This window comes from Frondihabitans sp. GW821-FHT04F02 (genome assembly GCF_059420045.1).
Genome location: NZ_JBWKSZ010000004.1, coordinates 198,091 through 219,889, shown reverse-complemented (window position 1 = coordinate 219,889; position 21,799 = coordinate 198,091). Strand labels below are relative to the sequence as shown.

At 69.5% G+C, this 21,799-nt stretch carries 21 protein-coding genes and 3 tRNA genes; 5 read left to right on the top strand and 19 right to left on the bottom strand.

All coding sequences use genetic code 11. The features are described from left to right. Nucleotides 1-20: 20 nt before the first annotated feature. From AC07TY_RS12605 to tilS, 15 genes are all read right to left on the bottom strand, one after another. Nucleotides 21-863 carry a serine protein kinase RIO gene (locus AC07TY_RS12605; RefSeq protein WP_494785568.1) on the bottom strand — a complete coding sequence of 281 codons (843 nt, stop codon included), beginning with the start codon at nt 861-863 and terminating at the stop codon, nt 21-23. Nucleotides 864-1,153: 290 nt separating this feature from the next. Beyond that, nucleotides 1,154-2,197 carry a sigma-70 family RNA polymerase sigma factor gene (locus AC07TY_RS12600; protein ID WP_123506764.1) on the bottom strand — a complete coding sequence of 348 codons (1,044 nt, stop codon included), beginning with the start codon at nt 2,195-2,197 and terminating at the stop codon, nt 1,154-1,156. 435 nt (nt 2,198-2,632) lie between these two features. Continuing rightward, nucleotides 2,633-2,818, bottom strand: coding sequence for a hypothetical protein (locus AC07TY_RS12595; RefSeq protein WP_123506763.1), 186 nt, complete (start codon nt 2,816-2,818; stop codon nt 2,633-2,635). Between the two features lie 60 nt (nt 2,819-2,878). Next, a complete protein-coding gene (gene lysS / locus AC07TY_RS12590) occupies nt 2,879-4,378 on the bottom strand; it encodes a lysine--tRNA ligase (protein WP_123506762.1) in 1,500 nt (499 codons plus the stop codon). 15 nt (nt 4,379-4,393) lie between these two features. After that, nucleotides 4,394-5,146, bottom strand: a complete 753-nt coding sequence (locus AC07TY_RS12585) for a Rossmann-like and DUF2520 domain-containing protein (RefSeq protein WP_123506761.1) — start codon at nt 5,144-5,146, stop codon at nt 4,394-4,396. Further along, a complete protein-coding gene (locus tag AC07TY_RS12580) occupies nt 5,143-6,921 on the bottom strand; it encodes a PH domain-containing protein (RefSeq protein WP_494785567.1) in 1,779 nt (592 codons plus the stop codon). Before AC07TY_RS12580 ends, AC07TY_RS12585 begins: the two co-directional genes overlap by 4 nt. Beyond that, complete coding sequence (locus AC07TY_RS12575) at nt 6,918-7,400, bottom strand: PH domain-containing protein (protein WP_123506759.1); 483 nt, start codon at nt 7,398-7,400, stop codon at nt 6,918-6,920. The genes AC07TY_RS12580 and AC07TY_RS12575 overlap by 4 nt, the downstream gene beginning before the upstream one ends. A 124-nt stretch (nt 7,401-7,524) precedes the next feature. Continuing rightward, nucleotides 7,525-7,722, bottom strand: coding sequence for a hypothetical protein (locus AC07TY_RS12570; protein ID WP_123506758.1), 198 nt, complete (start codon nt 7,720-7,722; stop codon nt 7,525-7,527). Between the two features lie 127 nt (nt 7,723-7,849). Further along, nucleotides 7,850-8,329, bottom strand: coding sequence for a DUF3180 domain-containing protein (locus tag AC07TY_RS12565; RefSeq protein ID WP_123506757.1), 480 nt, complete (start codon nt 8,327-8,329; stop codon nt 7,850-7,852). After that, nucleotides 8,326-8,877 (bottom strand): 2-amino-4-hydroxy-6-hydroxymethyldihydropteridine diphosphokinase, encoded by a 552-nt coding sequence (gene folK / locus AC07TY_RS12560; RefSeq protein ID WP_123506756.1) that lies wholly within the window; start codon nt 8,875-8,877, stop codon nt 8,326-8,328. Before folK ends, AC07TY_RS12565 begins: the two co-directional genes overlap by 4 nt. Further along, nucleotides 8,874-9,236, bottom strand: a complete 363-nt coding sequence (gene folB / locus AC07TY_RS12555) for a dihydroneopterin aldolase (RefSeq protein ID WP_123506755.1) — start codon at nt 9,234-9,236, stop codon at nt 8,874-8,876. Before folB ends, folK begins: the two co-directional genes overlap by 4 nt. Further along, nucleotides 9,229-10,860, bottom strand: coding sequence for a dihydropteroate synthase (folP, locus tag AC07TY_RS12550; protein WP_494785566.1), 1,632 nt, complete (start codon nt 10,858-10,860; stop codon nt 9,229-9,231). Before folP ends, folB begins: the two co-directional genes overlap by 8 nt. 3 nt (nt 10,861-10,863) lie before the next feature. Continuing rightward, the gene (gene ftsH, locus AC07TY_RS12545; RefSeq protein ID WP_123506754.1) at nt 10,864-12,870 is read right to left on the bottom strand and encodes an ATP-dependent zinc metalloprotease FtsH; all 2,007 of its coding nucleotides are present in this window, start codon (nt 12,868-12,870) and stop codon (nt 10,864-10,866) included. Nucleotides 12,871-12,996: 126 nt separating this feature from the next. Then, the gene (gene hpt, locus AC07TY_RS12540; RefSeq protein ID WP_123506753.1) at nt 12,997-13,548 is read right to left on the bottom strand and encodes a hypoxanthine phosphoribosyltransferase; all 552 of its coding nucleotides are present in this window, start codon (nt 13,546-13,548) and stop codon (nt 12,997-12,999) included. 65 nt (nt 13,549-13,613) lie between these two features. Further along, nucleotides 13,614-14,702: a tRNA lysidine(34) synthetase TilS gene (gene tilS / locus AC07TY_RS12535; RefSeq protein ID WP_494785565.1), complete on the bottom strand. Its 1,089-nt coding sequence runs from the start codon at nt 14,700-14,702 to the stop codon at nt 13,614-13,616. A 55-nt stretch (nt 14,703-14,757) separates the two neighbouring features. Between tilS and AC07TY_RS12530 the strand changes: the two genes are divergently transcribed. After that, on the top strand, nt 14,758-15,252 hold the full coding sequence (locus AC07TY_RS12530) for an inorganic diphosphatase (protein ID WP_123506751.1): 495 nt from the start codon (nt 14,758-14,760) through the stop codon (nt 15,250-15,252). A gap of 160 nt (nt 15,253-15,412) precedes the next feature. Here the strand turns inward: AC07TY_RS12530 and AC07TY_RS12525 are convergent, their stop codons facing one another. Next, complete coding sequence (locus AC07TY_RS12525; protein ID WP_494785564.1) at nt 15,413-16,771, bottom strand: C40 family peptidase; 1,359 nt, start codon at nt 16,769-16,771, stop codon at nt 15,413-15,415. A 58-nt stretch (nt 16,772-16,829) separates the two neighbouring features. Next, nucleotides 16,830-18,143, bottom strand: a complete 1,314-nt coding sequence (locus AC07TY_RS12520) for a M23 family metallopeptidase (RefSeq protein ID WP_123506747.1) — start codon at nt 18,141-18,143, stop codon at nt 16,830-16,832. Between the two features lie 351 nt (nt 18,144-18,494). On the opposite strand from AC07TY_RS12520, the gene AC07TY_RS12515 reads away from it, so the two are divergent. The 3 genes from AC07TY_RS12515 to AC07TY_RS12505 all read left to right on the top strand — a co-directional run bounded on the left by AC07TY_RS12515 (nt 18,495) and on the right by AC07TY_RS12505 (nt 18,782). Then, a tRNA-Glu gene (locus tag AC07TY_RS12515) sits at nt 18,495-18,567 on the top strand. Nucleotides 18,568-18,628: 61 nt separating this feature from the next. Then, a tRNA-Asp gene (locus tag AC07TY_RS12510) sits at nt 18,629-18,705 on the top strand. Between the two features lies 1 nt (nt 18,706). After that, a tRNA-Phe gene (locus AC07TY_RS12505) sits at nt 18,707-18,782 on the top strand. A 358-nt stretch (nt 18,783-19,140) separates the two neighbouring features. Here the strand turns inward: AC07TY_RS12505 and rocD are convergent. Both rocD and ddaH read right to left on the bottom strand, forming a co-directional pair. Further along, nucleotides 19,141-20,355, bottom strand: coding sequence for an ornithine--oxo-acid transaminase (gene rocD, locus AC07TY_RS12500; RefSeq protein WP_494785563.1), 1,215 nt, complete (start codon nt 20,353-20,355; stop codon nt 19,141-19,143). Next, a complete protein-coding gene (gene ddaH / locus AC07TY_RS12495; RefSeq protein ID WP_123507104.1) occupies nt 20,352-21,143 on the bottom strand; it encodes a dimethylargininase in 792 nt (263 codons plus the stop codon). The genes rocD and ddaH overlap by 4 nt, the downstream gene beginning before the upstream one ends. A gap of 187 nt (nt 21,144-21,330) precedes the next feature. Here ddaH and AC07TY_RS12490 point away from each other — a divergent pair, with 187 nt between their 5' ends. Next, entirely contained in the window at nt 21,331-21,768 is a 438-nt protein-coding gene (locus AC07TY_RS12490; protein WP_123506745.1) for an Lrp/AsnC family transcriptional regulator, read from the top strand. Nucleotides 21,769-21,799: the final 31 nt, after the last annotated feature.

Genomic DNA, 21,799 nt, shown 5'->3' with positions numbered 1-21,799 from the left:
TGCCGCGATCGTGCTGCGACTCAGAACACCTCGCCCAGGCACTCGGCGAAGATCTGCTCGGGATCGCGCTCGAAGCCGCGTCGTGCGAACCAGTCGGCGACGTTGCGGCAGTCGCGCTCGAGCAGGGCCACGCCGTTCGGGTTGCTGACCACGTCGACGAGCTGCGGCACGTCGATCACGACCACTCGTCCGTCGTGGACCAGCAGGTTGTACGGCGACAGGTCTCCGTGGGCGAAGCCGGCCCGGGCAAACCCGAGCAGGATCTCGCTCACCTGCTCGAACAGCGGCCAGAGCGCGGCGCCGTCCTCCTTCACCTGAGCGAGCCGGGGCGCGGCCGTGCGGCCGTCTCCGATGAACTCCATCAGGATCTCCGTGCCCGAGATCTGCACCGGGTACGGAACCGGCACGCCCCGCTCGAACATGCGCGAGAGCGCCTCGAACTCGGCCCAGGCCCACAGCCCGGCCTGGACGGCCCGGCCGTGCGAGGAGCCCCGCGCCATCGCCCGGCCGTCGCGGGTGTTGCGGGTGCGGCGCCCCTCGCGGTACTGGGCACCGCGGTGGAAGTCGCTGTTCTCGGCGCTCCGGTAGCGCTTCGCGGCGAGCACGCTGGTGCGCGAGCTGCCGTCGGCGAGCGTCACGTCGTCAGGAACCGCGCGCTCCAGCAGGAACACGTCGGCCTCCTTGCCCGTCTTGACGATGCCGAGCTCGGTGTCGATGGCCGCCGCGCTCGTGACGAGCCAGTCGGGCCGGGGCTGCGGGCCGCGTTCGAGCGGCTGGGTGGCCGGCCACGTGGACCAGCGCTGCTCGTCGCCGATCTCGGCGACGGAGAAGGTGGGAACGACGAAATCGTCGGAAAAGGTCACTGGTGATCTCCAGAAGAGAGGTCACCAGCAGCGTTGCTAGCGGACGGCGACCTCGGGGATGAAGGGGTTCATGGCGCGCGTCATCGATGCAGTCATGGTCTTCACCTCTTCTCGATCCTCGAATGGCCTGGTCTCGCTGTCGGGACTTCACCGTAGCGCCCTGACGGCCGGGTGTCGAGAGATCCGCCCCGGCATCGACCGGGATGCCTCGGGCCGCGGAGTCCACGCACTCGGCACCAGACGACGAAAGCCCGCCTCCCGGAATGGGAGGCGGGCTTTCGGGAGGGTGCTTACTGCAGGTAGAGCTGGAGGTCCTGCGAGACGGCCTTGGCGAACATGCGCAGACGGGCACGCGACTCGACACGCGAGACCGCCTGGCGGCTCGAGTGCACGCGCTTGGAGATCTCGTCGAGCGTCATCGGCTGGTCGTCGTCGAGGCCGAAGCGCATGCGGATCACACGGGCCTCGTCTTCGGGCAGCGCCTCGACGAGCGAGTGGATGTCGCGGTTGAGCATGCTCGTCTCGGTGGCCTCGCCGGGAGACGGCGTCTCTTCGTCTTCGATGAAGTCGCCGAGCTCGCTGTCTTCGGCATCGCCGACGACGGTGTGGATGGAGACGGGCTCGTGCGAGCGCGACTTCAGGTCGACCAGGTCGGCGACCTCCATGGCGACCTCGGCGGCCACCTCGTCGACGGTGGGCGCACGGCCCAGGTCGACGGTGAGGTCGCGCTCGGCGCGCGAGATGCGGTTGATGCGCTCGACGGTGTGCACCGGGATGCGGATGGCGCGCGCCTTGTCGGCAAGGCCGCGGGCGATCGCCTGGCGGATCCACCAGGTGGCGTAGGTCGAGAACTTGTAGCCCTGCGTGTAGTCGAACTTCTCGACGGCACGCACGAGGCCGAGGTTGCCCTCCTGGATGACGTCCATGAAGGGAAGGCCGCGCTGCGTGTAGCGCTTGGCGATCGAGACGACCAGGCGGAGGTTGGCGGTGATCATGCGGTCCTTCGCACGCTCGCCGTCGTGGATGAGCCAGCGGTAGTCGCTGCGGTCGGAGGCGCTGACCTTGCCGGCGGCCTGCATCTCGGCGAGCTTCTCCTCGGCGAAGAGGCCGACCTCGATGCGGCGGGCGATCTCGGTCTCCTCCTGGGCGTCGAGGAGGGGCATGCGGCCGATGTGGCGGAGGTAGTCGCCGACCTGGTCGGTGGACGCACCGCGAACCTGACCGAGGACTTCGACTTCGACGTCGTCGTCCGGAGCGGTGGTCGTGGTGCTGGCGCTCGTGGCGCGGGTGCTGGTGGCGCTGTTCTCGCGGACGTGATCAATTGCAGTCGACATGTCTTCTTCTCCATCCCTAGCGAGGTCGGTCCTGTTGTTCAGGAGTCGATCCGACGGTGAAGCCCCACGTTCTCGGAGGTCTTTCGCCGCACTACGAGTCTTCCGATCGGGTACGTCCTGAGAGAAACCGTTCAGGGTCTTCCCAAGTAACCTCGGAGTGCGCTCACAGGAAAAAGGGCGTTACGGGGTACGCGGGGGCCGATCTTTTGACAGAGGAGCATCGGCGGGTGTAGGCGGCGCGACTCTAGCCCGGGGTACGGTTCTACCAGCAGATCCCTTGATCATTGAGGGTTTCTGCACCCCGATTTCACGTAACGGGGTACGTCCAGTCTTAACGAACCGTTTCCGAGACGCGTACGACGGACCTCACCACGGGGGACGAACAGATGCGAAAACGCCCCCGCACGAGGGCGGGGGCGTTCGAGAGTCAGCGGATCAGGCGCGGCCGGCAGCCTCTTCGGCTTCGGCGCGTGCGCGCTCCTCGGCCTCGATCTCGGAGTACACGGCACGCTCCGACTTGTCGGCACGGAAGATCGCGCGCATGGCGAACCAGAAGATCAGCCCGACGAGGATGGTCGGGGTGACGGAGAAGACGATCCCGCCGATCAGAGAGTGAGGCACCCTCCAAGGGTACGTCACTCGTGACGCCCGCGAGCTGGCATCGCTCGACGAGCGCGAGGCCTACTTGACGAGGGGGAACAGGATGGTCTCGCGGATGCCCAGGCCCGTGATCGCCATGAGCAGGCGGTCGACGCCCATGCCCATGCCACCGGTCGGCGGCATCCCGTGCTCGAGCGCCTTCAGGAAGTCCTCGTCGAGGCGCATGGCCTCGACGTCGCCGAGCGCGGCCAGCTTGGCCTGCTCGACGAACCGCTCGCGCTGCACGACCGGGTCGACGAGCTCCGAGTAGCCCGTGGCCAGCTCGAAGCCGCGGACGTAGAGGTCCCACTTCTCAACGACGCCCGGCTTGCTGCGGTGCGCGCGGACGAGCGGCGACGTGTCGAGCGGGAAGTCCATCACGAACGTCGGCCTGTCGAGGCCGCCCTTGACGAAGTGCTCCCAGAGCTCTTCGACGAGCTTCCCGTGGGTCTCCTGCGCGACAGTGATGCCGAGGTCGGAGGCCATGGCCTGCAGCTCGCCGAACGGGGTGTCGACGGTGATCCGCGTACCGGCAGCCTCGCTGAGAGACTCGTACATCGAGATGCGATCCCAGTCGCCGCCGAGATCGAACTCGGTGCCGTCGGCCCAGGTCACGACGTGCGACCCGGCGACGGCGAGCGCGGCGTTCTGGATGAGCTCCTGCGTCAGGTCGGCGATCTGGTTGTAGTCGCCGTAGGCCTGGTAGGCCTCGACCATGGCGAACTCCGGCGAGTGAGTCGAGTCGGCACCCTCGTTCCGGAAGTTCCTGTTGATCTCGAACACCCGCTCGATGCCGCCGACGGCCGCGCGCTTGAGGTACAGCTCGGGCGCGATGCGCAGGTAGAGCTCGGTGTCGAAGGCGTTGGAGTGCGTCTCGAACGGTCGGGCCGACGCGCCGCCGTGCATCGTCTGGAGCATCGGGGTCTCGACCTCGAGGAACTCGTGGCCGTCGAACGTCGATCGCAGCGACTTCATGACGGCCGCGCGCGTGCGCACCGTCGTGCGGGCCTGCTCGCGCACGATCAGGTCGAGGTAGCGGCTGCGCACCCGGGTCTCTTCGCTCAGCTCGGAGTGGAGGTTAGGCAGGGGCAGGATCGCCTTGGCCGCGATCTTCCACTCCTTCACGAGGATCGAGAGCTCCCCGCGGCGCGACGAGATGACCTCGCCCGACACGAACACGTGGTCGCCCAGGTCGACCATCGACTTCCAGCGCGCCAGCGACTCGTCGCCGACCTCGGCCAGCGAGACCATCACCTGGATGCGCGAGCCGTCGCCCGACTGGAGCGCGGCGAAGCAGAGCTTGCCGCCGATGCGGAAGTGCACGACGCGTCCGGCGAGGCCGACGACGTCGCCGGTCGCGGTGTCGGTCTCGATCGACTCGTACCTCTCGCGGGTCGCGGCGATCGTCGTGGTGATCGGGACGCCGACCGGGTACGCCTCGTCGCCCGACTCGATGAGCCGCAGTCGCTTCTCGAGGCGGACCGCCTTCTGCTCGAAGACCTCTTCGTCGGTCAGCTCGGGCTCGATGGGGGCGTCAGTCAATTGGTGCTCCAGGTGTCAGGCGAGGGGGTCGTCGTCGTCGAACGACGGCATCTCGATGGTACCGGGGCCGACGGTGGCGTCTGCCGTCCCCAGGGCGCGGTCCATCGCCGAGCGGACGAGGGGCGCGATGACGCGGCCGGGCTCTTCGAGGCCGAGCTCTTTCAGGATGCCGACGGACTGCGACACGATGGCGGCCGAGAAGGTCGTCGCGGTCTCGACGGCCTCGGCGTACCGCGGGCGGTCGGCGTCGTCGATCACGACGGGCTCGGCGCCCATCTCGACGACGAGGGCCTGGCCGATGGGCAGCACGGGGCCGGGCGCGGTGACGGCGCAGTAGGCGTCGCGGAGGCGCACCAGGTCGATCGTGGTGCCGGTGAACTGCAGCGCGGGGTGGATCGCCAGCGGGATCGCGCCGGCAGCCCGGGCAGGATCGAGCACCGACAGGCCGTGCACCGGCGAGGTGTGCACGACGAGCTGGCCGGCCTGCCAGGCGTTCGTCGAGGCGAGCCCGGTGACGAGGCCCTCGAGCTGGTCGTCGGGCACGGCGATCAGGACGAGCTCGCTGCGCTCGACGATCTCGTGCACCGGCAGGATCGGAACGCCCGGCAGGATCGCGTCGGCGCGGTCGCGGCTGCGCTCCGAGACCGCCGAGATGCCCACGACGGCGTGGCCCGCCGCGGCGAGGGCCGCGCCCAGGACGGGCCCCACGTGACCGGCGCCGATGATCCCGACGCCGAGGCGGCCGCTGGGCCGCTGGGCGGGGCTCATCGGCCGTCTCCGAGGCGCGTCGAGGCGTCAGGAGCAGGGAACGCCGTCGCGTCGTCCGCCTGCGGCTCACCGGCACCCGGCGCCACCTGCGTCTCGAGCCACCGGTGCGTGCGGTCGGCCTTGGCGGCCGAGACGGCATCGGCGGCGGCCTTGCTGAAGAAGTCGCGTGCGTCGCCTTGGTCGAGCGCTCCGACGTTCGCCGTGATGGGGCCCTGGACGGTGTGGAACTCGAGCGAGGCGAGGCGAAGGCGACGCAGGATCGGCCCCTGACGCACGCCGACGCTCTGCAGTCGGGGCAGGGGCACCACGATCAGCTCCCTCCAGATCGCGCCCTTGCGCAGCAGGACGGCTCCCGGTGCTTCACGGAAGCCGTTGCGCCGCCAGGAGAACCAGCGCAGCACGGCCGCGCGCCGGGGCGACACGGTGAAGCCGCCCTCCGTGCCCGACGACGTCATGCCGGCCTCGATCAGCGACAGGGTGCGCGTGCTCTCCTCGACGGCCCGCTGCGGCGACCCGGCGGCGACCTCGTCGGCCGTGGTCTCGCCGCGAGCGAGGGCGTCCTCAGCGGCCACGTCGGCGGCGGTGAGCCCGACGAGCTCCGGCAGCACGAGCCCGAGCACGCGCGTCACGTCGTCAGCCGAGCCGACCGGCAGGATCGTCGTGTTCGCCTGGTTGTCGGCGCCCTTGGCCGACGAGTGCGAGGCGACGTTGATCTTGACCTCCCACCAGCCGAAGGGCCGCCAGGCGAGCGGCTGACTGAGGCGGATGGAGTGGATCCGGCCCGGTGGCAGAGTCTCGTTGCTCGTCGACAGGAGGCCCCAGCCGATGCGGATGCCGTCGCGAGTCGAGGCGATCGAGTAGCGGAGCGACTTCACGACGCGGCGCGAGTAGTAGCTGAACGAGCCGAGGATCGTCGGGAAGAACACGACCAGCAGCACGTATTGGCCGGTCGTCGCGATGCTGATGATCACGGCCGCGATCACGGCGGCGAGGAAGAGCGTGAACGGGCTCAGGATCGCCGACCCGACGAGACGCCCAGGATGCATCTTGACGACGGACTGCGGCTCGGTCTGCCCCTCCCCCAGCGGCTCGGCGAGGAACTCGTTGAGCCGCTTCTCGATGACGCCGGTGCCCTGGTGCTGGCCGGGCTCGCCCTTCTCGGCCTCGCGCGTTCCGCTTGCCCGGCGCAGGATCTCGGACCGCACGGCGTCGGCCGATGCCGAGCGGAGATAGGCCAGCGGCACGTTCGCATCGTGACCGGCCTGGCTGATCTCGAGCTTCGCGGCGCCGAAGATCCGCGCCAGCAGCCGGCGTTCGATGTTGATGCCCTGGATCCGGTCGAGGCGGGCGCGGCGGTTCGTGCGGAACAGGATGCCGCTGCGCACCTCGACCGTGTCGGCGGTGACGCGGAAGGTGTTGACCCGCCAGGAGACGTAGAAGATGGCGATGATGATCACCAGCAGGGCGACGATGCCGAGCACCACGAACCCGATCAGGCCGTGGCCGACGGCGTAGCCCACGGGGTCGCCGTCATCGCCCCGGCCTCCGCGGTTGCCGTCGGGGCCCGGGATGAAGAAGCCGATCAGCTGCTCGCGGGCGTTGTTGATGAAGATGCCCAGGATCACCACGAAGACGATGCCGCCCTTGAGCAGCGGGGTGGCGGGGTGGAGTCGGTGCCACTCGCCGTCGGTGAAGTCGGTCGACGACGGCGGGGCGGGTTCCTGCGCGCGGAAGTCTTTGGGGGGCGTGAAGTCGCCGCCGGGAGTCCAGCTCACAGGCCGGCCCGCCGCGATTCGGCCAGCTCGACCAGGCGGTCGCGGAGGCGCTCGGCATCGTCGGCCGGGACACCCGGGATCGTGACCGCCGACGCGGCTGCCGCCGTGACGAACTTGAGGTCGCTCAGGCCCAGAGCGCGGACGACCGGGCCGCGGTTGACGTCGATGAGCTGCATGCGGCCGTACGGGACGGCGACGAAGCGCAAGAAGAGGATGCCGCGGCGCACCAGGAGGTCGTCGTCGCGCAGCTGGTAGCCGATGGCGCGGACGCGGCGGGGCGTGAACGCGACGACGAGGATCGTGACGACGACGATCACGGCGGTCAGGGCGTAGCCCCACCACTCGCCCGCGAGCCAGGTGAGAGCGCTGAGCGCGGCGACGACGAGGCCGCTCAGCGCGTAGCTGACCATCTCGGGCCACTTGTACTTGGGGCTGATGCCGGTCCACGAGGCACCGTCGAGGTCGAGGCGGTCGGTCACGGGGGCTCCTGAGCTGGTCGGACGGCGGTTCACCTCGGAACGCTACCGCCTGCCGCCGACCGTCGCCGGGTGATCGTCCCCTTCGGGTCGCCTGACGGGGTGCCGCGCAACCCGTTCCCGACGCTCAGCCTCGAGGCCGACGTCGCTCGCGGAGGAAGGTGAAGACCCCGGTGCCAGCCGAGCAGACGGCGAGCAGGTAGCCGAGCGTTCTCGTGAAAGCGGCGTCGGTCGCCACCCCCACGACGAGCAGGATGAGCCCGGCCAGCACGGCCACCGCGAGAACGCCGTAGGCCCGGCGCGAAGTGCGCGTCTTCGTGTTCATGGCGCTCTACCCCTTCACCGTCGCCCACACCCCTTGGAGCGCGAGAACATCCAGTGTAGGGGCAGGTGAGTGTCTCCTCCCGGGCGTCTGGCAACCGCGTCTGGACCCGCAGCTGGCGCGCAGAGGGTCAGATGCGCTGCTGCAGACCGCCGCCGCGGTTCTTGTCGTCATCGTCGGGCGGGACAGTGCACATGTACTCCCCGACCAGTCCCGCCGCCAGAAGCACGACGCCGCCCACGACCGAGACCACCATGGGCACCAGCGAGCCGGCGGCGACGCTGACGCCGCGAGTGAGCATGTAGACGAGCATGCCGCCGACGAATCCGCCGAACAGGGCGCCGGCCAGGCTCGACGCCTTCGCGATCAGTACGACCCGGGTCGCGTAGTAGGCGTCGATCGGCTCGTGCGTGCGGCCACGGGCGACGCGGAAGACCGGCACGGCGAGCGAGATGACGATGGCGGCGATGGCGAGCAGCGCCAGACCGAGTGTGATCGACGGCACGGCGACGGGGTGCAGCGTCGCGGCAAGGGCCGCGTCGAACGCGAAGCCTGCCACGACCGCGACGACGAGGAACGACACGATGGTCGAGACGCGGGTGCGCTTCATGCTGTGCCCCCGTGCGAGGAGAGCGCGACAGGGGCTGGCGGCGCCGTCAGCACGGTGGCGCCGTCGACGTGCGCGACTGCATCCTCGAGCCGCGCCAGCAGCGACGCGATCGGACCGTGACCCGGAAGCACGGCGTCGGGCTGGATCTGCGCCCAGGGCTCCAGCACGAACGACCTCTCGTGAGCGCGCGGATGCGGCAGAGTCAGCCGCGGGGTGTCGAGCTCCACGTCGCCGAAGACGACGAGGTCGAGATCGAGGGTGCGGTCGCCCCAGCGCTCGAGGCGGACTCGCCCGAGCTCGTCTTCGATCCGGTTGAGCTCGTCGAGCAGCGCGAGGGGCTCGAGCGACGTCTCGACGATCGCGGCGCCGTTCAGATAGAGGGGCTTCGACTCGTCAAGCCCGTCGATCGTCAGCGCCACGGACTCGACCGGGGCCGAGGCCGCGACGACCCGGGTGCCGTCGACGAAGCCGATCTCCTTGACGGCGGCACGCAGGATCGCGTCGCTGTGCCCGAGGTTCGAGCCGAGCGCGATCACGGCCCGGGTCACGAGCGACCCCGGTCGATCGTGATCGACACGTCGGTGAACGGCACGGTGATCGGCGCCTGCGGCTTGTGGACCGTGACGCTGGTGCGGAGGGCCGCCGGGTGCGACAGCACGGTGGCCGCGATGCGCTCGGCGAGCGTCTCGATGAGGTCGACCGGGTCGGTCTCGATGTCGCGGACGATCTCTTCGGCGAGCACGCCGTAGTGCACGGTCGCGTCGAGATCCCCCGAGGTCGCGGAACGCACGGCGTCAATGTCGACGATCACGTCGACCACGAACTCCTGGCCGTTCTCGCGCTCGAAGTCGAAGACTCCGTGATGGCCCGTCGCCTTCACGCCGGTCAATGTGAGCTGGTCAACCACGGCTGCCTTTCTGCCACGCTTCCCAGACGTCGAGGGAGGCGCGGGTGGATGCGACGTCGTGCACTCGAACGCCCCAGGCGCCGGCCTGGGCGCTGAGGGCCGAGATGACGGCGGTCGCGGGGTCGCGCTCGCGAACGCCGGCCTCTTCGGGCAGCAGCCCGCCGAGGAAGCGCTTGCGCGACGCGGCGACGAGGATCGGGAGTCCGATCTCGGAGAGCTCGTGCAGGTGCCCGAGCAGCTGCCAGTTGTGCTCCGCGAGCTTGGCGAAGCCGAGGCCCGGGTCGATGACGAGGCGGTCGGGCTCCACGCCCTGCACGACGAGCTCGGCGACGCGCTGGAACAGCTCGGCCTTCACCTCGGCGACCGCGTTCGAGTAGGTGGCGCGGGAGTTCATCACGTCGGAGTGCCCGCGCCAGTGCATGGCTACGTAGGTGCGGTCGGTGTCGGCGACGACCTGCGCCATGTTGGGGTCGGCGAGCCCGCCCGAGACGTCGTTGATGATGTCGGCTCCGGCCGAGGCAGCAGCGAAGGCGGTGGCGGCGTTCATCGTGTCGACACTGACGCGGTAGCCGAGCGCTACCAGCTCGCGGATCACCGGGACGACGCGACGCTGCTCCTCGTGGACATCCACGCGAGGTGCGCCGGGCCGGGTCGACTCGCCGCCGACGTCGATGATGTCGGCTCCGTCGGCGACCAGCGAGCGCGCGTGGGCGATGGCGTCGTCGAAGCGGGCGTACCGGCCGCCGTCGCTGAACGAGTCGAGCGTGACGTTGAGGATCCCCATGATCAGCGTGCGGGCAGGCGCCGCGGGGGTCGGCGTCGGCGCGGCCTCGCGGACCACGGTGATGGCGCGGGTGGCGACATCGATGTACGACGAGTCGCTCTCGGGCGCAGGAACTCCGGGCTCGATCCGCACCCCGACTCCCCCGGCGAGACCGGCCGCCGCCTCGGGCGCCCGAAGCGGCTCGGAGTACACGCCGCCCGCGATCAGCCGCCGCTCGGGGGCCGCAGCCGCTCGGGCGGCAGTGGTCGTGGCCGACTCGGCCACCGGCTCTCCGTGTGCCGTGGGCTGCGGCACGTGCTGCACCTCGCCGTTGAACGAGGCCCGCGGGCGCACTGCCTCCGACTCGGGGCTCGGCGCGGCAGACGCAGCGGGGCTCGGCGCACTGGCCGTGTGCGCCGCCCGGTGCTGCTCTATCCGCGACTGGGCGACGCGGCGAAGCGCCTCGCCCTGGGCCGCGACGGTGGCGCGATCGGAGGCGAGGCGCTCTGCGGCTAGAGCCTCGGGGTCGAGGTTCGGGCTGGCGCGACGACCACGGGAGCGGGGCGCGTCGGGAGCGAAGGGCTCGGACGACCGGCGAGACACCGCCGACGACGCCGCGCGGGGCGACGCGACGGGCTCCACGCGGGTCGCCGTGTCGGTGGCATCAGCGGGATCGCCTGAGCCGGGGGGAGGCGACGGGGTCCAGGGGGTCGCACCGGGGTACCGGTCGCGCCCACGCGGGCGCAGCCACGTCTGCTCGACCTCGGGATCGAGGTCGAGCGACGTGGCTGACGCCTGGTCGGGCTCTGCGGGCGCGCGATGCGCAGCTCGAGCGGCCTCCCTGGGAGTGAGGTCGCTCACGGCCTAGGCGGGAGCGATGCCGGGAGTGGTACGCGGAGGACGCTTGCGGAGCGAAGGCTTCGAGGTGGGCTCGGAGTCGACTCCGCCGTCGACGGCGCCGGCGTCGACGGGGATGCGCGAAGGGATCTTGACCGCGGGGAGATTCGACGAGGGGCGCTTCGAGCTCGAGAGCCACTCGGGGCGCTCCGGGAGCTTCTTGACGTCCTTGAAGATCTCGGCGAGCTCGTCGTGGTCGAGGGTCTCTTTCTCGAGGAGCAGCGTGGCGAGCCTGTCGAGGATGTCGCGGTTGTCGTTGATGACCGCCCACGCCTCGTCGTGCGCCTGCTCGAGCAGGATCCGCACCTCGGCATCGACCGTCTCGGCGATCTTCTCTGAGTAGTCGCGATCTCCGCCGTCGCGGCCCATCATCATCTCGCCGCCGACGGTGCCGAGCTTGACCGAGCCGACCTTGGTGCTCATGCCGTACTCGGTGACCATCTTGCGAGCGGTCGCCGTGGCCTTCTCGATGTCGTTCGAGGCGCCGGTGGTCGGGTCGTGGAACACGATCTCCTCGGCGACGCGGCCACCCATGGCGTACGAGAGCTGGTCGAGAAGCTCGTTGCGGGTGACCGAGTACTTGTCTTCGAGAGGAAGCACCATCGTGTAGCCGAGAGCGCGACCGCGCGGGAGGATCGTGATCTTGGTGACCGGATCGGTGTGGCGCATAGCGGCCGCGGCCAGGGCGTGGCCGCCCTCGTGGTAGGCGGTGATGAGCTTCTCGGAGTCGTTCATCACGCGGCTGCGACGCTGCGGACCGGCCATGACGCGGTCCACCGCCTCGTCGAGAGCGCGGTTGTCGATGAGCTGCGCGTTGCTGCGGGCCGTGAGGAGCGCGGCCTCGTTGAGGACGTTCGCCAGGTCGGCACCGGTGAAGCCAGGCGTCTTGCGGGCGAGGACCTCGAGGTTGACGTTGGCCGAGAGCGGCTTGCCCTTGCCGTGCACCTCGAGGATCTGCTTGCGGCCCTCGAGACCGGGAGCGTCGACGCCGATCTGACGGTCGAAGCGACCGGGACGCAGGAGTGCGGGGTCGAGCACGTCGGGGCGGTTGGTCGCCGCGATGAGGATGACGTTGGTCTTGACGTCGAAGCCGTCCATCTCGACCAGGAGCTGGTTGAGGGTCTGCTCGCGCTCGTCGTTGCCGCCGCCGATGCCGGCGCCGCGGTGGCGGCCGACGGCATCGATCTCGTCGATGAAGATGATGGCCGGGCTGTTCTGCTTGGCCTGCTCGAAGAGGTCGCGGACGCGGCTCGCGCCCACGCCGACGAACATCTCGACGAAGTCGGAACCCGAGATCGAGAAGAAGGGCACTCCGGCCTCGCCAGCGACGGCGCGGGCCAGCAGGGTCTTGCCGGTGCCAGGAGGGCCGTACAGCAGCACGCCCTTCGGGATGCGGGCGCCGACGGCCTGGAACTTGGCGGGCTCCTTGAGGAAGTCCTTGATCTCTTCGAGCTCCTCGATGGCCTCGTCGGCACCGGCGACGTCGCTGAACGAGACCTGCGGGGTCTCCTTGTTGTTCAGCTTCGCGCGGGACTTGCCGAACTGCATGACCTTGCTGCCGCCGCCCTGCATGCTCGACAGCAGGAACCAGAACAGCGCTCCGATGATGAGGAAGGGCAGGAGCACGCCGAGGAGCGAGACGAAGAAGTTCGACTGCGTGACGACGTCGTTGTAGCCGCCGTTGTCGCCCGAGGCGAGCTTGGCATCCGTGACTGCGGACACCACGGCGTCGCCTCGGTCTGTGGCGTAGTAGAACTGCGCCGTCGACTTGTCGTTCAGCGTGAGGTCGACGCGCTGCTCGTTGCTGTAGATCTGGGCGGCCGCCACCTTGCCGCTAGAGAGGTCTTCGAGCCCCTGCTGAGTGGTGATCTTGGTCGTGCCGGATGCGTTGATGAGGCTCCAGGCGACAGCGATACCGATGAGTGCGAGGAGCACGTAGAGGTAAGGGCCGCGGAGCAAGCGCTTGAAGTCCATAGAGATCCGGGCGGCGCCCGACACCTTTCTGCAGGAAAGAACGTGAGTTGAAGGTTACATCGCCTCACCTTGCAGGCGTATGGGTGTTCGCCGTGCGCGCACTCGGGGTCTTGCCGACCCCCGCCGCTACGAGTAGACGTGCGGTGCGAGGATCCCGATGGCCCTCAGGTTGCGGTACTTCTCGGCGTAGTCGAGGCCGTAGCCGACGACGAACTCGTTCGGGATGTCGAAGCCCGCGTACTTGACGTCGACCTCGACGGCGGCGGCCTCCGGCTTGCGGAGCAGCGCGAAGATCTCGACCGACGCGGCACCGCGGCCGCGGAGGTTGGCGAGGAGCCAGGAGAGGGTCAGACCCGAGTCGATGATGTCCTCGACGATGATCACGTCGCGCCCGTGCAGATCGGCGTCGAGGTCTTTGAGGATGCGGACGACGCCCGACGACTTGGTGCCCGACCCGTACGACGAGACGGCCATCCAGTCCATGGGGGCGGCGATGCGCAGCTCGCGCGCGAAGTCGGCCATGACCATGACCGCTCCCTTCAGCACGCCGACCAGCAGGGGCTCGCGGCCGGCGTAGTCGATCTCGACCTGTCTCGCCACCTCCGCGATCTTGGCGTGGATCTGCTCCTCGGTGAGGAGGATGGAGGAGAGGTCGCCCTCGATGTCGCTGGTGTCCATGGCGTGTTCTCGTCGTGCTTTCGTCGTGGGGGGTCAGACGGTCGAAAAGCGCGGGTGCGGGTCGGTCAGTCGCTTGTGGCGCCGCCCGCAGCGGCCTCGAAATGGAGGACCCCGCCGCGCCTCACCACTGTAACGCCCGGCAGGTGGACGGCGCCCTGCCCGTGCCAATCGGTCACGAGGCGGGCCACCTCGAGCGTCTGCGAGCGGCTGAGCGAGATCGCGAACTCCCCCTCGACGGCGAGCCGGATGAGCCGCTGGCGCAGGGCGGGCGGGTTCGCGGCGAGCCCCGAGACGATGAGCGAGATACCGGCCTCGGCGTGGTCGGCGAGGTCTTCGGCCTGCTCCTCGGCGAAGTGGTCGAGGGCGGCGGAGTCCTCACGGAGCTGGTCGGCCGTGCGGCCGAGGGCCTCGACGACGCCGGGGCCGAGTTCCTGCTCGAGAAGCGGGAGGAGGGTGCGGCGCACGCGCACCCGGGTGAAGGCCGGGTCGTCGTTCTGCGGGTCGTGCCACGGTGCGAGGCCCGAGTCGGCGCAGAACCCCTCGGTGGCGCTGCGGCGCAGGCCGAGGAGGGGGCGCAGCCAGAGTCCGCTGCGGGACTCCATGCCGGAGAGGCTCGACGGGCCGGATCCGCGGGCGAGGCCGAGCAGGACGGTCTCGGCCTGGTCGTCGAGGGTGTGGCCGAGCAGCACGCCGCGAGCACCGGTGTCACGGGCGGCTTGCTCCAGTGCCGCGTAGCGAGCTGCTCGGGCAGCCGCCTCGGGGCCGCCCTCGGTGCCGACCTCGACGCGGACCACGATCACCGGTGCCAGACCCAGCGCCTCGGCCTGTGCGGCGGCGGCAGCGGCGACGTCGGCCGACCCCGGCTGCAGGCCGTGGTCGACGACGACCGCGCCGGCCCGGAGGCCTCCGCCGAGGTCGAAGTCGCTGCCGGCCGCGCCGCGCTCCCGGCTCGACGACCCGACGCGGGGAGCCTCGAACGCGGTCGCCGCGGCCAGGGCGAGGGAGTCGGGGCCGCCGCTGAGCGCGACGAGGACGTCGGCTTCGGCGGGGGACCGCAGTTCCGGCGCCGCAGTGATCTCGAGGGAGGCGAGGACGTCGCGGACGGCACGGCGCACGTCGGCGATGGCGGGGGTCAGGCGAGGTCTCGGCGGCACCTTGTAACGTTATCGAAGGCGTGCCTTCGCCTTTCACACTTACCAAGGAGCACACATGGCCTCGTATGACGTCGTCGTAGAAATCCCCAAAGGAAGCCGCAACAAGTACGAGGTCGACCACGAGACCGGCCGCGTGTACCTCGACCGCGTGCTCTTCACCTCGTTCGTCTACCCGACCGACTACGGCTACTTCGAGAACACGCTCGGCCTCGACGGCGACCCCGTCGACGCTCTCGTGCTGCTCGAGTACCCCGTCTACCCGGGCGTCGGCGTCTCGGTGCGCCCGGTCGGCGTCTTCAACATGAGCGACGAGGCGGGCTCGGACGCCAAGGTCCTCGTCGTGCCGGCGAAAGACCCGCGCTGGGCGCACATCCAGGACATCGACGACGTCGACGACCAGACCAAGGCCGAGATCGGCCACTTCTTCGAGCGCTACAAAGACCTCGAGCCCAACAAGTGGGTCAAGGCCGACGGCTGGGGCGACGCTGCCGAGGCCGAGGCCATCGTGCAGGCCGGCTTCGTGAAGTTCGACGAAGAGGGCGGGCACTGACCCTCCTGGCTGAGATGCCACCCGCTCTGGCGGTGCACCCCTCGGGGCCGCACCGCCAGAGCTGTCTTCGGGGCAGGATCTCGCGATCGCCGTCGCACTGGCGGGCGGCCGAGGCTCGTACGAATGCCCGGTGCCAGGACGGGCATCGCGACCAGGGGGCTCAGCCGACGGGGCGGCCCACGGCGTACAGCTGGAAGTAGCGCACCGCGACGATCCTGACCTTGGCGTTCGGGTTCGGCGCCTCGAGCATCTGGCCGTTGCCGACGTACATGGCGTCGTGGTACATCCCGTCGGTGCCGTTGTAGTAGAAGAGGATGTCGCCGAGCTTCATCGACGAGATCGACACGAGCCGACCCTGGCCGTTCAGGTAGTCGTACTGCCAGCGCACCGAGTGGCCGCCGATGTAGACGCCGGCCGCGTTGTAGGAGCCCATCATCAGGCCCGAGCAGTCCCACACGTTCGGGCCGGCACCGCCCCACACGTAGGTCTTGCCGAGCTGCGCCTTGGCGAAGTTCATCGCCGTCGTGACGGCCGCCGGGGTTCCGGTCGAGGGGGCCGGGGCCGGCGCGGGAGCAGGCGCCGGAGTCGGCGACTTGCTCGGGGCGGGTGCCGGCGCGGTCGATCTGCTCGGCGAGGGGGCGGGCGCCGGGCTGGTCGACTTCGACGGCGACGGGGCGGGGCTCGAGGAGCCGCCCGACGACGAGCCGCCGCTGCCTGAACCCGTAGCGCCCGAACCGGTGCTGCCCGAACCAGTGCTGGCCGCCGGTGCCGACGGCGAGATGTCAGCGATCGTTCCGACGGCCTGCCCCTCGTAGTACTTCTTCTCGACGGCGGCGGTCGTGCCCTTGAGGTACGCGACCTGCTTGATCAGCTGGTCTTGGCTCTTCTGCTGCGTCGCCACGGCCGCCGCGGCTGTGGCCGCGAGGTCGTTCGCCGTGGCCAGCGCGTCGGACGCGGCCTTGGTCTTCGCCGCGAGCGCCTTCTTGGCGGCCGACGCCTGGTCGGCGAGCGACGACGCGACCTTCTCGTCCTGGCGGGCCTGATCGAGCAGGCCGCTGGTGCGCGACGTCAGGTTCGACATCGTGCCGAGCTGGTAGAGCAGGTCGGACGCCTTGTCGGACTCGGTGAGCATCGTCACCGTGAGCTGGCCGCCGCCGGTGTGGGAGAGCTCCGCGACGAGCTGGCCGACCTCCTGGCGCGACTTCTCGGCGCTGGCCGCCGCCTTGGCCTTCTTCTTCTGGAGGCCGGCGAGCGTCGACTGGGCGTCCTGCTCGGCGAGCACGGCGACCTGATAGCGCTCGCCTGCGCCGGACGCGCTGTCGTTGGCTGATCCTGCGCGCTGCTGCAACGTGGTGATCGCGTCGTCGAGCTCGGAGATGGCCTTGGCGGCCTTCGCCTGGTTCTTCTTGGCGGCCTGCACCTCTGACCACGACGGGTACGGGGAGGCTGAGGCGGGCGCGGCGAGACCGATCGCGGACGACGCGATCACGCCCGTGGAGACGCAGAGAACGAGAAGCACACCCAGTGTGCGGCGCCGGGGCGTCACAGAGCGGAGACCTGGGGTGTGCGGGTACTCATTACAGGGTCACTCCTCGTGCCGACATGAAGGGGACTGCGTCTTGCGCGACGCCGCCGACGCGCGTCTCGAAGTGGAGGTGGCAGCCGGTCGACCAGCCGGTCGAGCCGACCTGCGCGACGATCTGGCCGACGGTGACCGTCTGGCCGACAGCCACGTGGATGCCGCCGTCGACGATGTGGCCGTAGCCGGTCGAGATGCCGGAGCCGTTGTCGATCAGGACGAAGTTGCCGTAGCCGCCGTAGGGGCCGGCGTAGACGACGGTGCCCGAGTGCGCGGCGTAGATGTTGGAGCCGCAGGCGGCGCCGAGGTCGGTGCCGGCGTGCAGCGTGTAGACGCCGGTGACCGGGTCGACGCGCATGCCGAAGCCGCTGGTGATGTAGCCGCCGGCGGGCCTGGTCCAGCCCTGGTTGTTGGCGACTCCCGTGGCGCCGCTCGCCTTGGCGGCGGCCTCCTGCTGGCGGCGCAACGCGGCTGCGGCGCGCTCCTTGCGGATCTTCTCGCCCTTGTTGTACTTCGCCTGGGTGAGCACGCGCTTGGCCTTGATGGCCGTGAGCTGCGCCTGGAGACGAGTGGCGTTGCCGGCCTGCTCCTGCTGGGCCGCCTGCGCTGCGGCGGCGGCCGACGTGGCGTCCTCGAGGGCGGACGCGGCTTTCACCTTCAGGGCGTTCAGCGCCTTGGCGGCGACGGCCGCCTGATCGGTGAGGCCCTGCGCGGCGTTTCGGTCTTGGACTGCCTGGGCGTAGATGCCGTTCGCCTGCTCGGTCAGCTTGCTCATCGCGCCGAGCTTGTAGAGCAGGTTGCTCGCCGACCCCGGGTTCGCGATCAGGTCGGAGGAGATGTTGTTCGATCCCGAGCGGCCGAGCTGCGCGGCGAGCTGGCCGGCGCGGGTCTCGCTCGCCTTGGCGACACGGTCGGCCTGGTCGGCCTTGGCCTGGAGCTTGGCCTTCTCGTTCTCCTGCTTGTCGTAGGCGAGCTGGGCCTCCTGCAGCTCGGTGCCCTTCTTCGCGGCGATCTCGTTCTTCGACTTGACGTCGGCCTCGAGCGAGACGAGCAGCTTCTGGATCGCCGTGACCTCACGGGCCTTCACGGTCTGGTTGTTCGCGGCGACCTGGACGTCGTGCCAGGTCGGGTACTTCGACGCGGCGCTGGCCTCGAGCGGGGTGCCGAGGACGACCCCCGCCGTCATCACGGCGCCGGCCAGGGTCATCGCGACGGCCACCCGGGAGCGACGGAGTGCGCGGGCGCGCGACCGAGGGGCGCCTGCGGCCCTGGTCGAGGGCGCGGCGCTGCCGGAGCGGAAAAAGAGGTGCATGAGATCCCGAATCGTCGTCACGGTTGCGGCCGGATGGCTTGGTCACACCGTTAACACGAGTAACAGTAGCAACGCGCCGCCTCGCCCCCAAGGGTCGAGAAACCCTCGGCGGCGTGACAGTCCGGCCAGAGGCTTCCCGTCGAAAAGCCTCAAGAACAGCTTGAACGTAATAATGACAAGGGTTTCCGGGGATTCACCGAGGCGGAGTGGCGGATCTGGGGATAACGTGGTGACCCCTCAACTGGGGAGAGGAAGAGGGCGTTTTCTCAGCCCCACGGCGCCGATTTTGCAATCCGCCCGGTCATCCGTATGCTTGTCCCTCGGTTGCTGGAACGCCTTCACGCTTTTCACGGCCCCATCGTTTAGTGGCCTAGGACACCGCCCTTTCACGGCGGCAGCACGGGTTCGAATCCCGTTGGGGTCACCCTGTGTTTGTCTCACGACAGTCGCAAGGCAAGTAAGATGGCACAACAAGTAAAAAGTTTGGCCCTGTAGCGCAGTTGGTTAGCGCGCCGCCCTGTCACGGCGGAGGTCGCCGGTTCAAGTCCGGTCAGGGTCGCCATGGCTGGGTAGCTCAGTTGGTAGAGCGTTCGACTGAAAATCGAAAGGTCCGCGGATCGATGCCGCGTCCAGCCACCAGAACACATTCAGCCAACGTGAGAAGGGCCCCACCGCGAGGTGGGGCCCTTTTTCGCGTCTGCGGTGAGATTCGCAAGGAGCTTTCGGCGACGCGTCCTTCGCAGAGGACGCAATCGGACCCGGGTTCCTTGTCGCGCGCGCACGTCGTGTCGCTTGTCCTTGCGAGGCGACGCCGCCTCCTTCCACAAGGACACGCAGATTTCACAAGGACACGCAGAGCGCGTGCAGATGAGGCGTTCATGCCTCAGGTGTGTATGCTGTATGTCAGAGCGAGGGGCTGGGTACGGCTGGCCCCTCGCTTCTCAGACACGAAGCCACGCTCTACGGCCGCACCCGAAGGCCGCGCACGACACGCGCCTCAGAACGAGGCGAGCACCGCCCGCAGCTGCTCGACAGCCCAGTCGAGCTCTTCGGCCGTGACGACGAGCGGCGGCGCCAGACGGATCGTCGACCCGTGGGTGTCCTTGCCCAGCACGCCGCGCTCCATGAGCGCCTCGCACACGGCGCGACCCGACGCGAGAGCGGGGTCGATGTCGATGCCGGCCCACAGCCCCGCGCCGCGCACCTCGACGACGCCCGACCCGATCAGGGCCTCGAGCGACGACCGCAGGTGCGCCCCGAGCACCGACGCGCGCTCCTGGAACTCCCCCGTCGACAGCATCGAGACGACCTCGAGGCCCACAGCCGCGGCGAGCGGGTTGCCGCCGAACGTCGAGCCGTGCTCGCCGGGGCGCAGCACGCCGAGCACCGAGGCGTCGCCGACCACGGCGCTGACGGGCACGATGCCGCCGCCGAGCGCCTTGCCCAGAAGATAGAGATCAGGAACTACGCCCACCAGATCGCAGCTGACCGTCGACCCGGTCCGCCCCAGCCCCGACTGGATCTCGTCGGCGATCATGAGCACGCCGCGGTCCGTCGCGAGCGCACGGAGAGCGGGCAGGAACTCGGCCGGCGGCACGACGACTCCGGCCTCGCCCTGGATGGGCTCGACGAGCACGGCGACCGTGTCGTCGTCGATCGCTGCTGCGACGGCGTCGATGTCGCCGTAGGGCACCGACGTGAAGCCGGGCGTGTAGGGGCCGAAGTCGGCCCGTGCCTCGGGGTCGTTCGAGAAGCTGATGATCGTCGTCGTCCGGCCGTGGAAGTTGCCGTCCATCACGATGATCTTCGCACGGCCCTCCGGCACGCCCTTGACGCGGTAGCCCCAGGCGCGGGCCACCTTGATGGCCGACTCGACGGCCTCGGCCCCGGTGTTCATCGGGAGGACCATCTCCTTGCCGAGCAGGGTCGCCAGGGCGTCGGCGAACGGACCGAGCTGGTCGTTGTGGAACGCGCGGCTGGTCAGGGTGACCCGGTCGAGCTGCGCCTTGGCGGCAGCGATCAGGCGCGGGTTCGAGTGGCCGAAGTTGACCGCCGAGTAGGCGGCGAGGCAGTCGAGGTAGCGCTTGCCGTCGACGTCGGTGACCCAGGCGCCCTCGGCGGTCGCGACCACGACGGACAGCGGGTGGTAGTTGTGGGCGAGCGCGTGCTCCTCGACGGCGATCGCGGCCGTGGTCGCCGAGGTCGTGGTCATCGTCGCAGCTCGAGCGTGCAGCACTTCACGCCGCCGCCGCCGAGCAGGAGCTCGGAGAGATCGACGCCGATGGGGTTGTAGCCGCGCTCGCGCAGCTGCTTCTCGAAGCCGGTGGCGCGAGCGGCGATGACGACGTTGTAGCCGTCGCTGTACGAGTTGAGGCCGAGGATGGCGGCGTCCTCCTCCGACACGATGATCGCGTCGGGGTAGCGCGCGCGCAGGATCTCCAGCGAGGGCTCATCGAAGGCGCTCTCGAGGTAGGCGATGTTGCTGTGGCCGTCGACCGGCACCGGGTCGAGCACGGCGATGGCGGTGTCGAGGTGGTAGAAGCTCGGGTTGATGAGCTTGAGGGTGATGACCTCGCGGCCGAAGATGCCGGCGATCTCCTCGTGCGAGGTGGAGTCGCTGCGGAAGCCGGTGCCGGCGAGGATCACGTCGCCGACGAGGAGGAAGTCGCCCTCGCCCTCGTTGATCTGCTCGGGCACCTTCACGTCGAAGCCGTTGTCGGCGAACCAGTCCATGTAGGCGGGCCCCTCGGGCTGGCGCTCGGGGTAGGTGAAGCTCGCGCCGTAGGCCTTGCCGTCGAGCACGAAGCCGCCGTTGGCCGAGTACACCATGTCGGGCAGTCCGTCGATCGGGTCGATGAGCTGCACGTCGAAGCCGAGGCCGACGTAGGTGTCGTAGAGCGTCTGCCACTGGGCGACGGCCTTCGAGGTGTCGGTGGGGTCCTCGGGGTGCATCCACGGGTTGATCCGGTAGCTGACCGTGAAGTGCGACGGCCGGCACATGAGGATCGTGCGGTGGGACGCGACGCGCGTGGGGAAGGAGGCCTGGTTGGGGTCGGTGTCGTTTGACGACTCAGCGATGCTCACGGAGCCAGTTTCACACGACGATCGCGCATTGGGCAGGCATTGCACGCTCTTTTCTTGCACTCTGCGAAAAACGGCGCAAGAAAAGACCGCTACAGTGCCTGGCGTGGACAACCTCGACTTCAGCATCATCGACCTCCTCCGCCAGAACGCCCGCGCAGGCTACGGCGACATCGGCGCCGTCGTCGGCCTGAGCGCCTCCGCCGTGAAGCGGCGCGTCGACAGGATGGTCGGCGAAGGAGTCATCCGCGGATTCACGGTGCAGGTCGACCCCGCAGTCGACGGTCTTGCGACCGAGGCATACGTCGAGCTCTTCTGCAGGGGAACAGTCTCGCCCGCCGAGCTCCAGCGCATCCTGAGCACGGTGCCCGAGGTCGTCGACGCCGGGACCGTCACGGGAAGCGCCGACGCGATCGTGCACATGCGCTCGCGCGACATCCCGAGCCTCGAGGGCGCGCTGGAGCGCGTCCGCAACGCGCCCAACGTCGATCACACGCGAAGCGCGATCGTGCTCAGCAAGCTGATCAACCGCCAGCCGGCCTAGCCGATCGGCGGGCGATGGTCGGTTCGGGCGC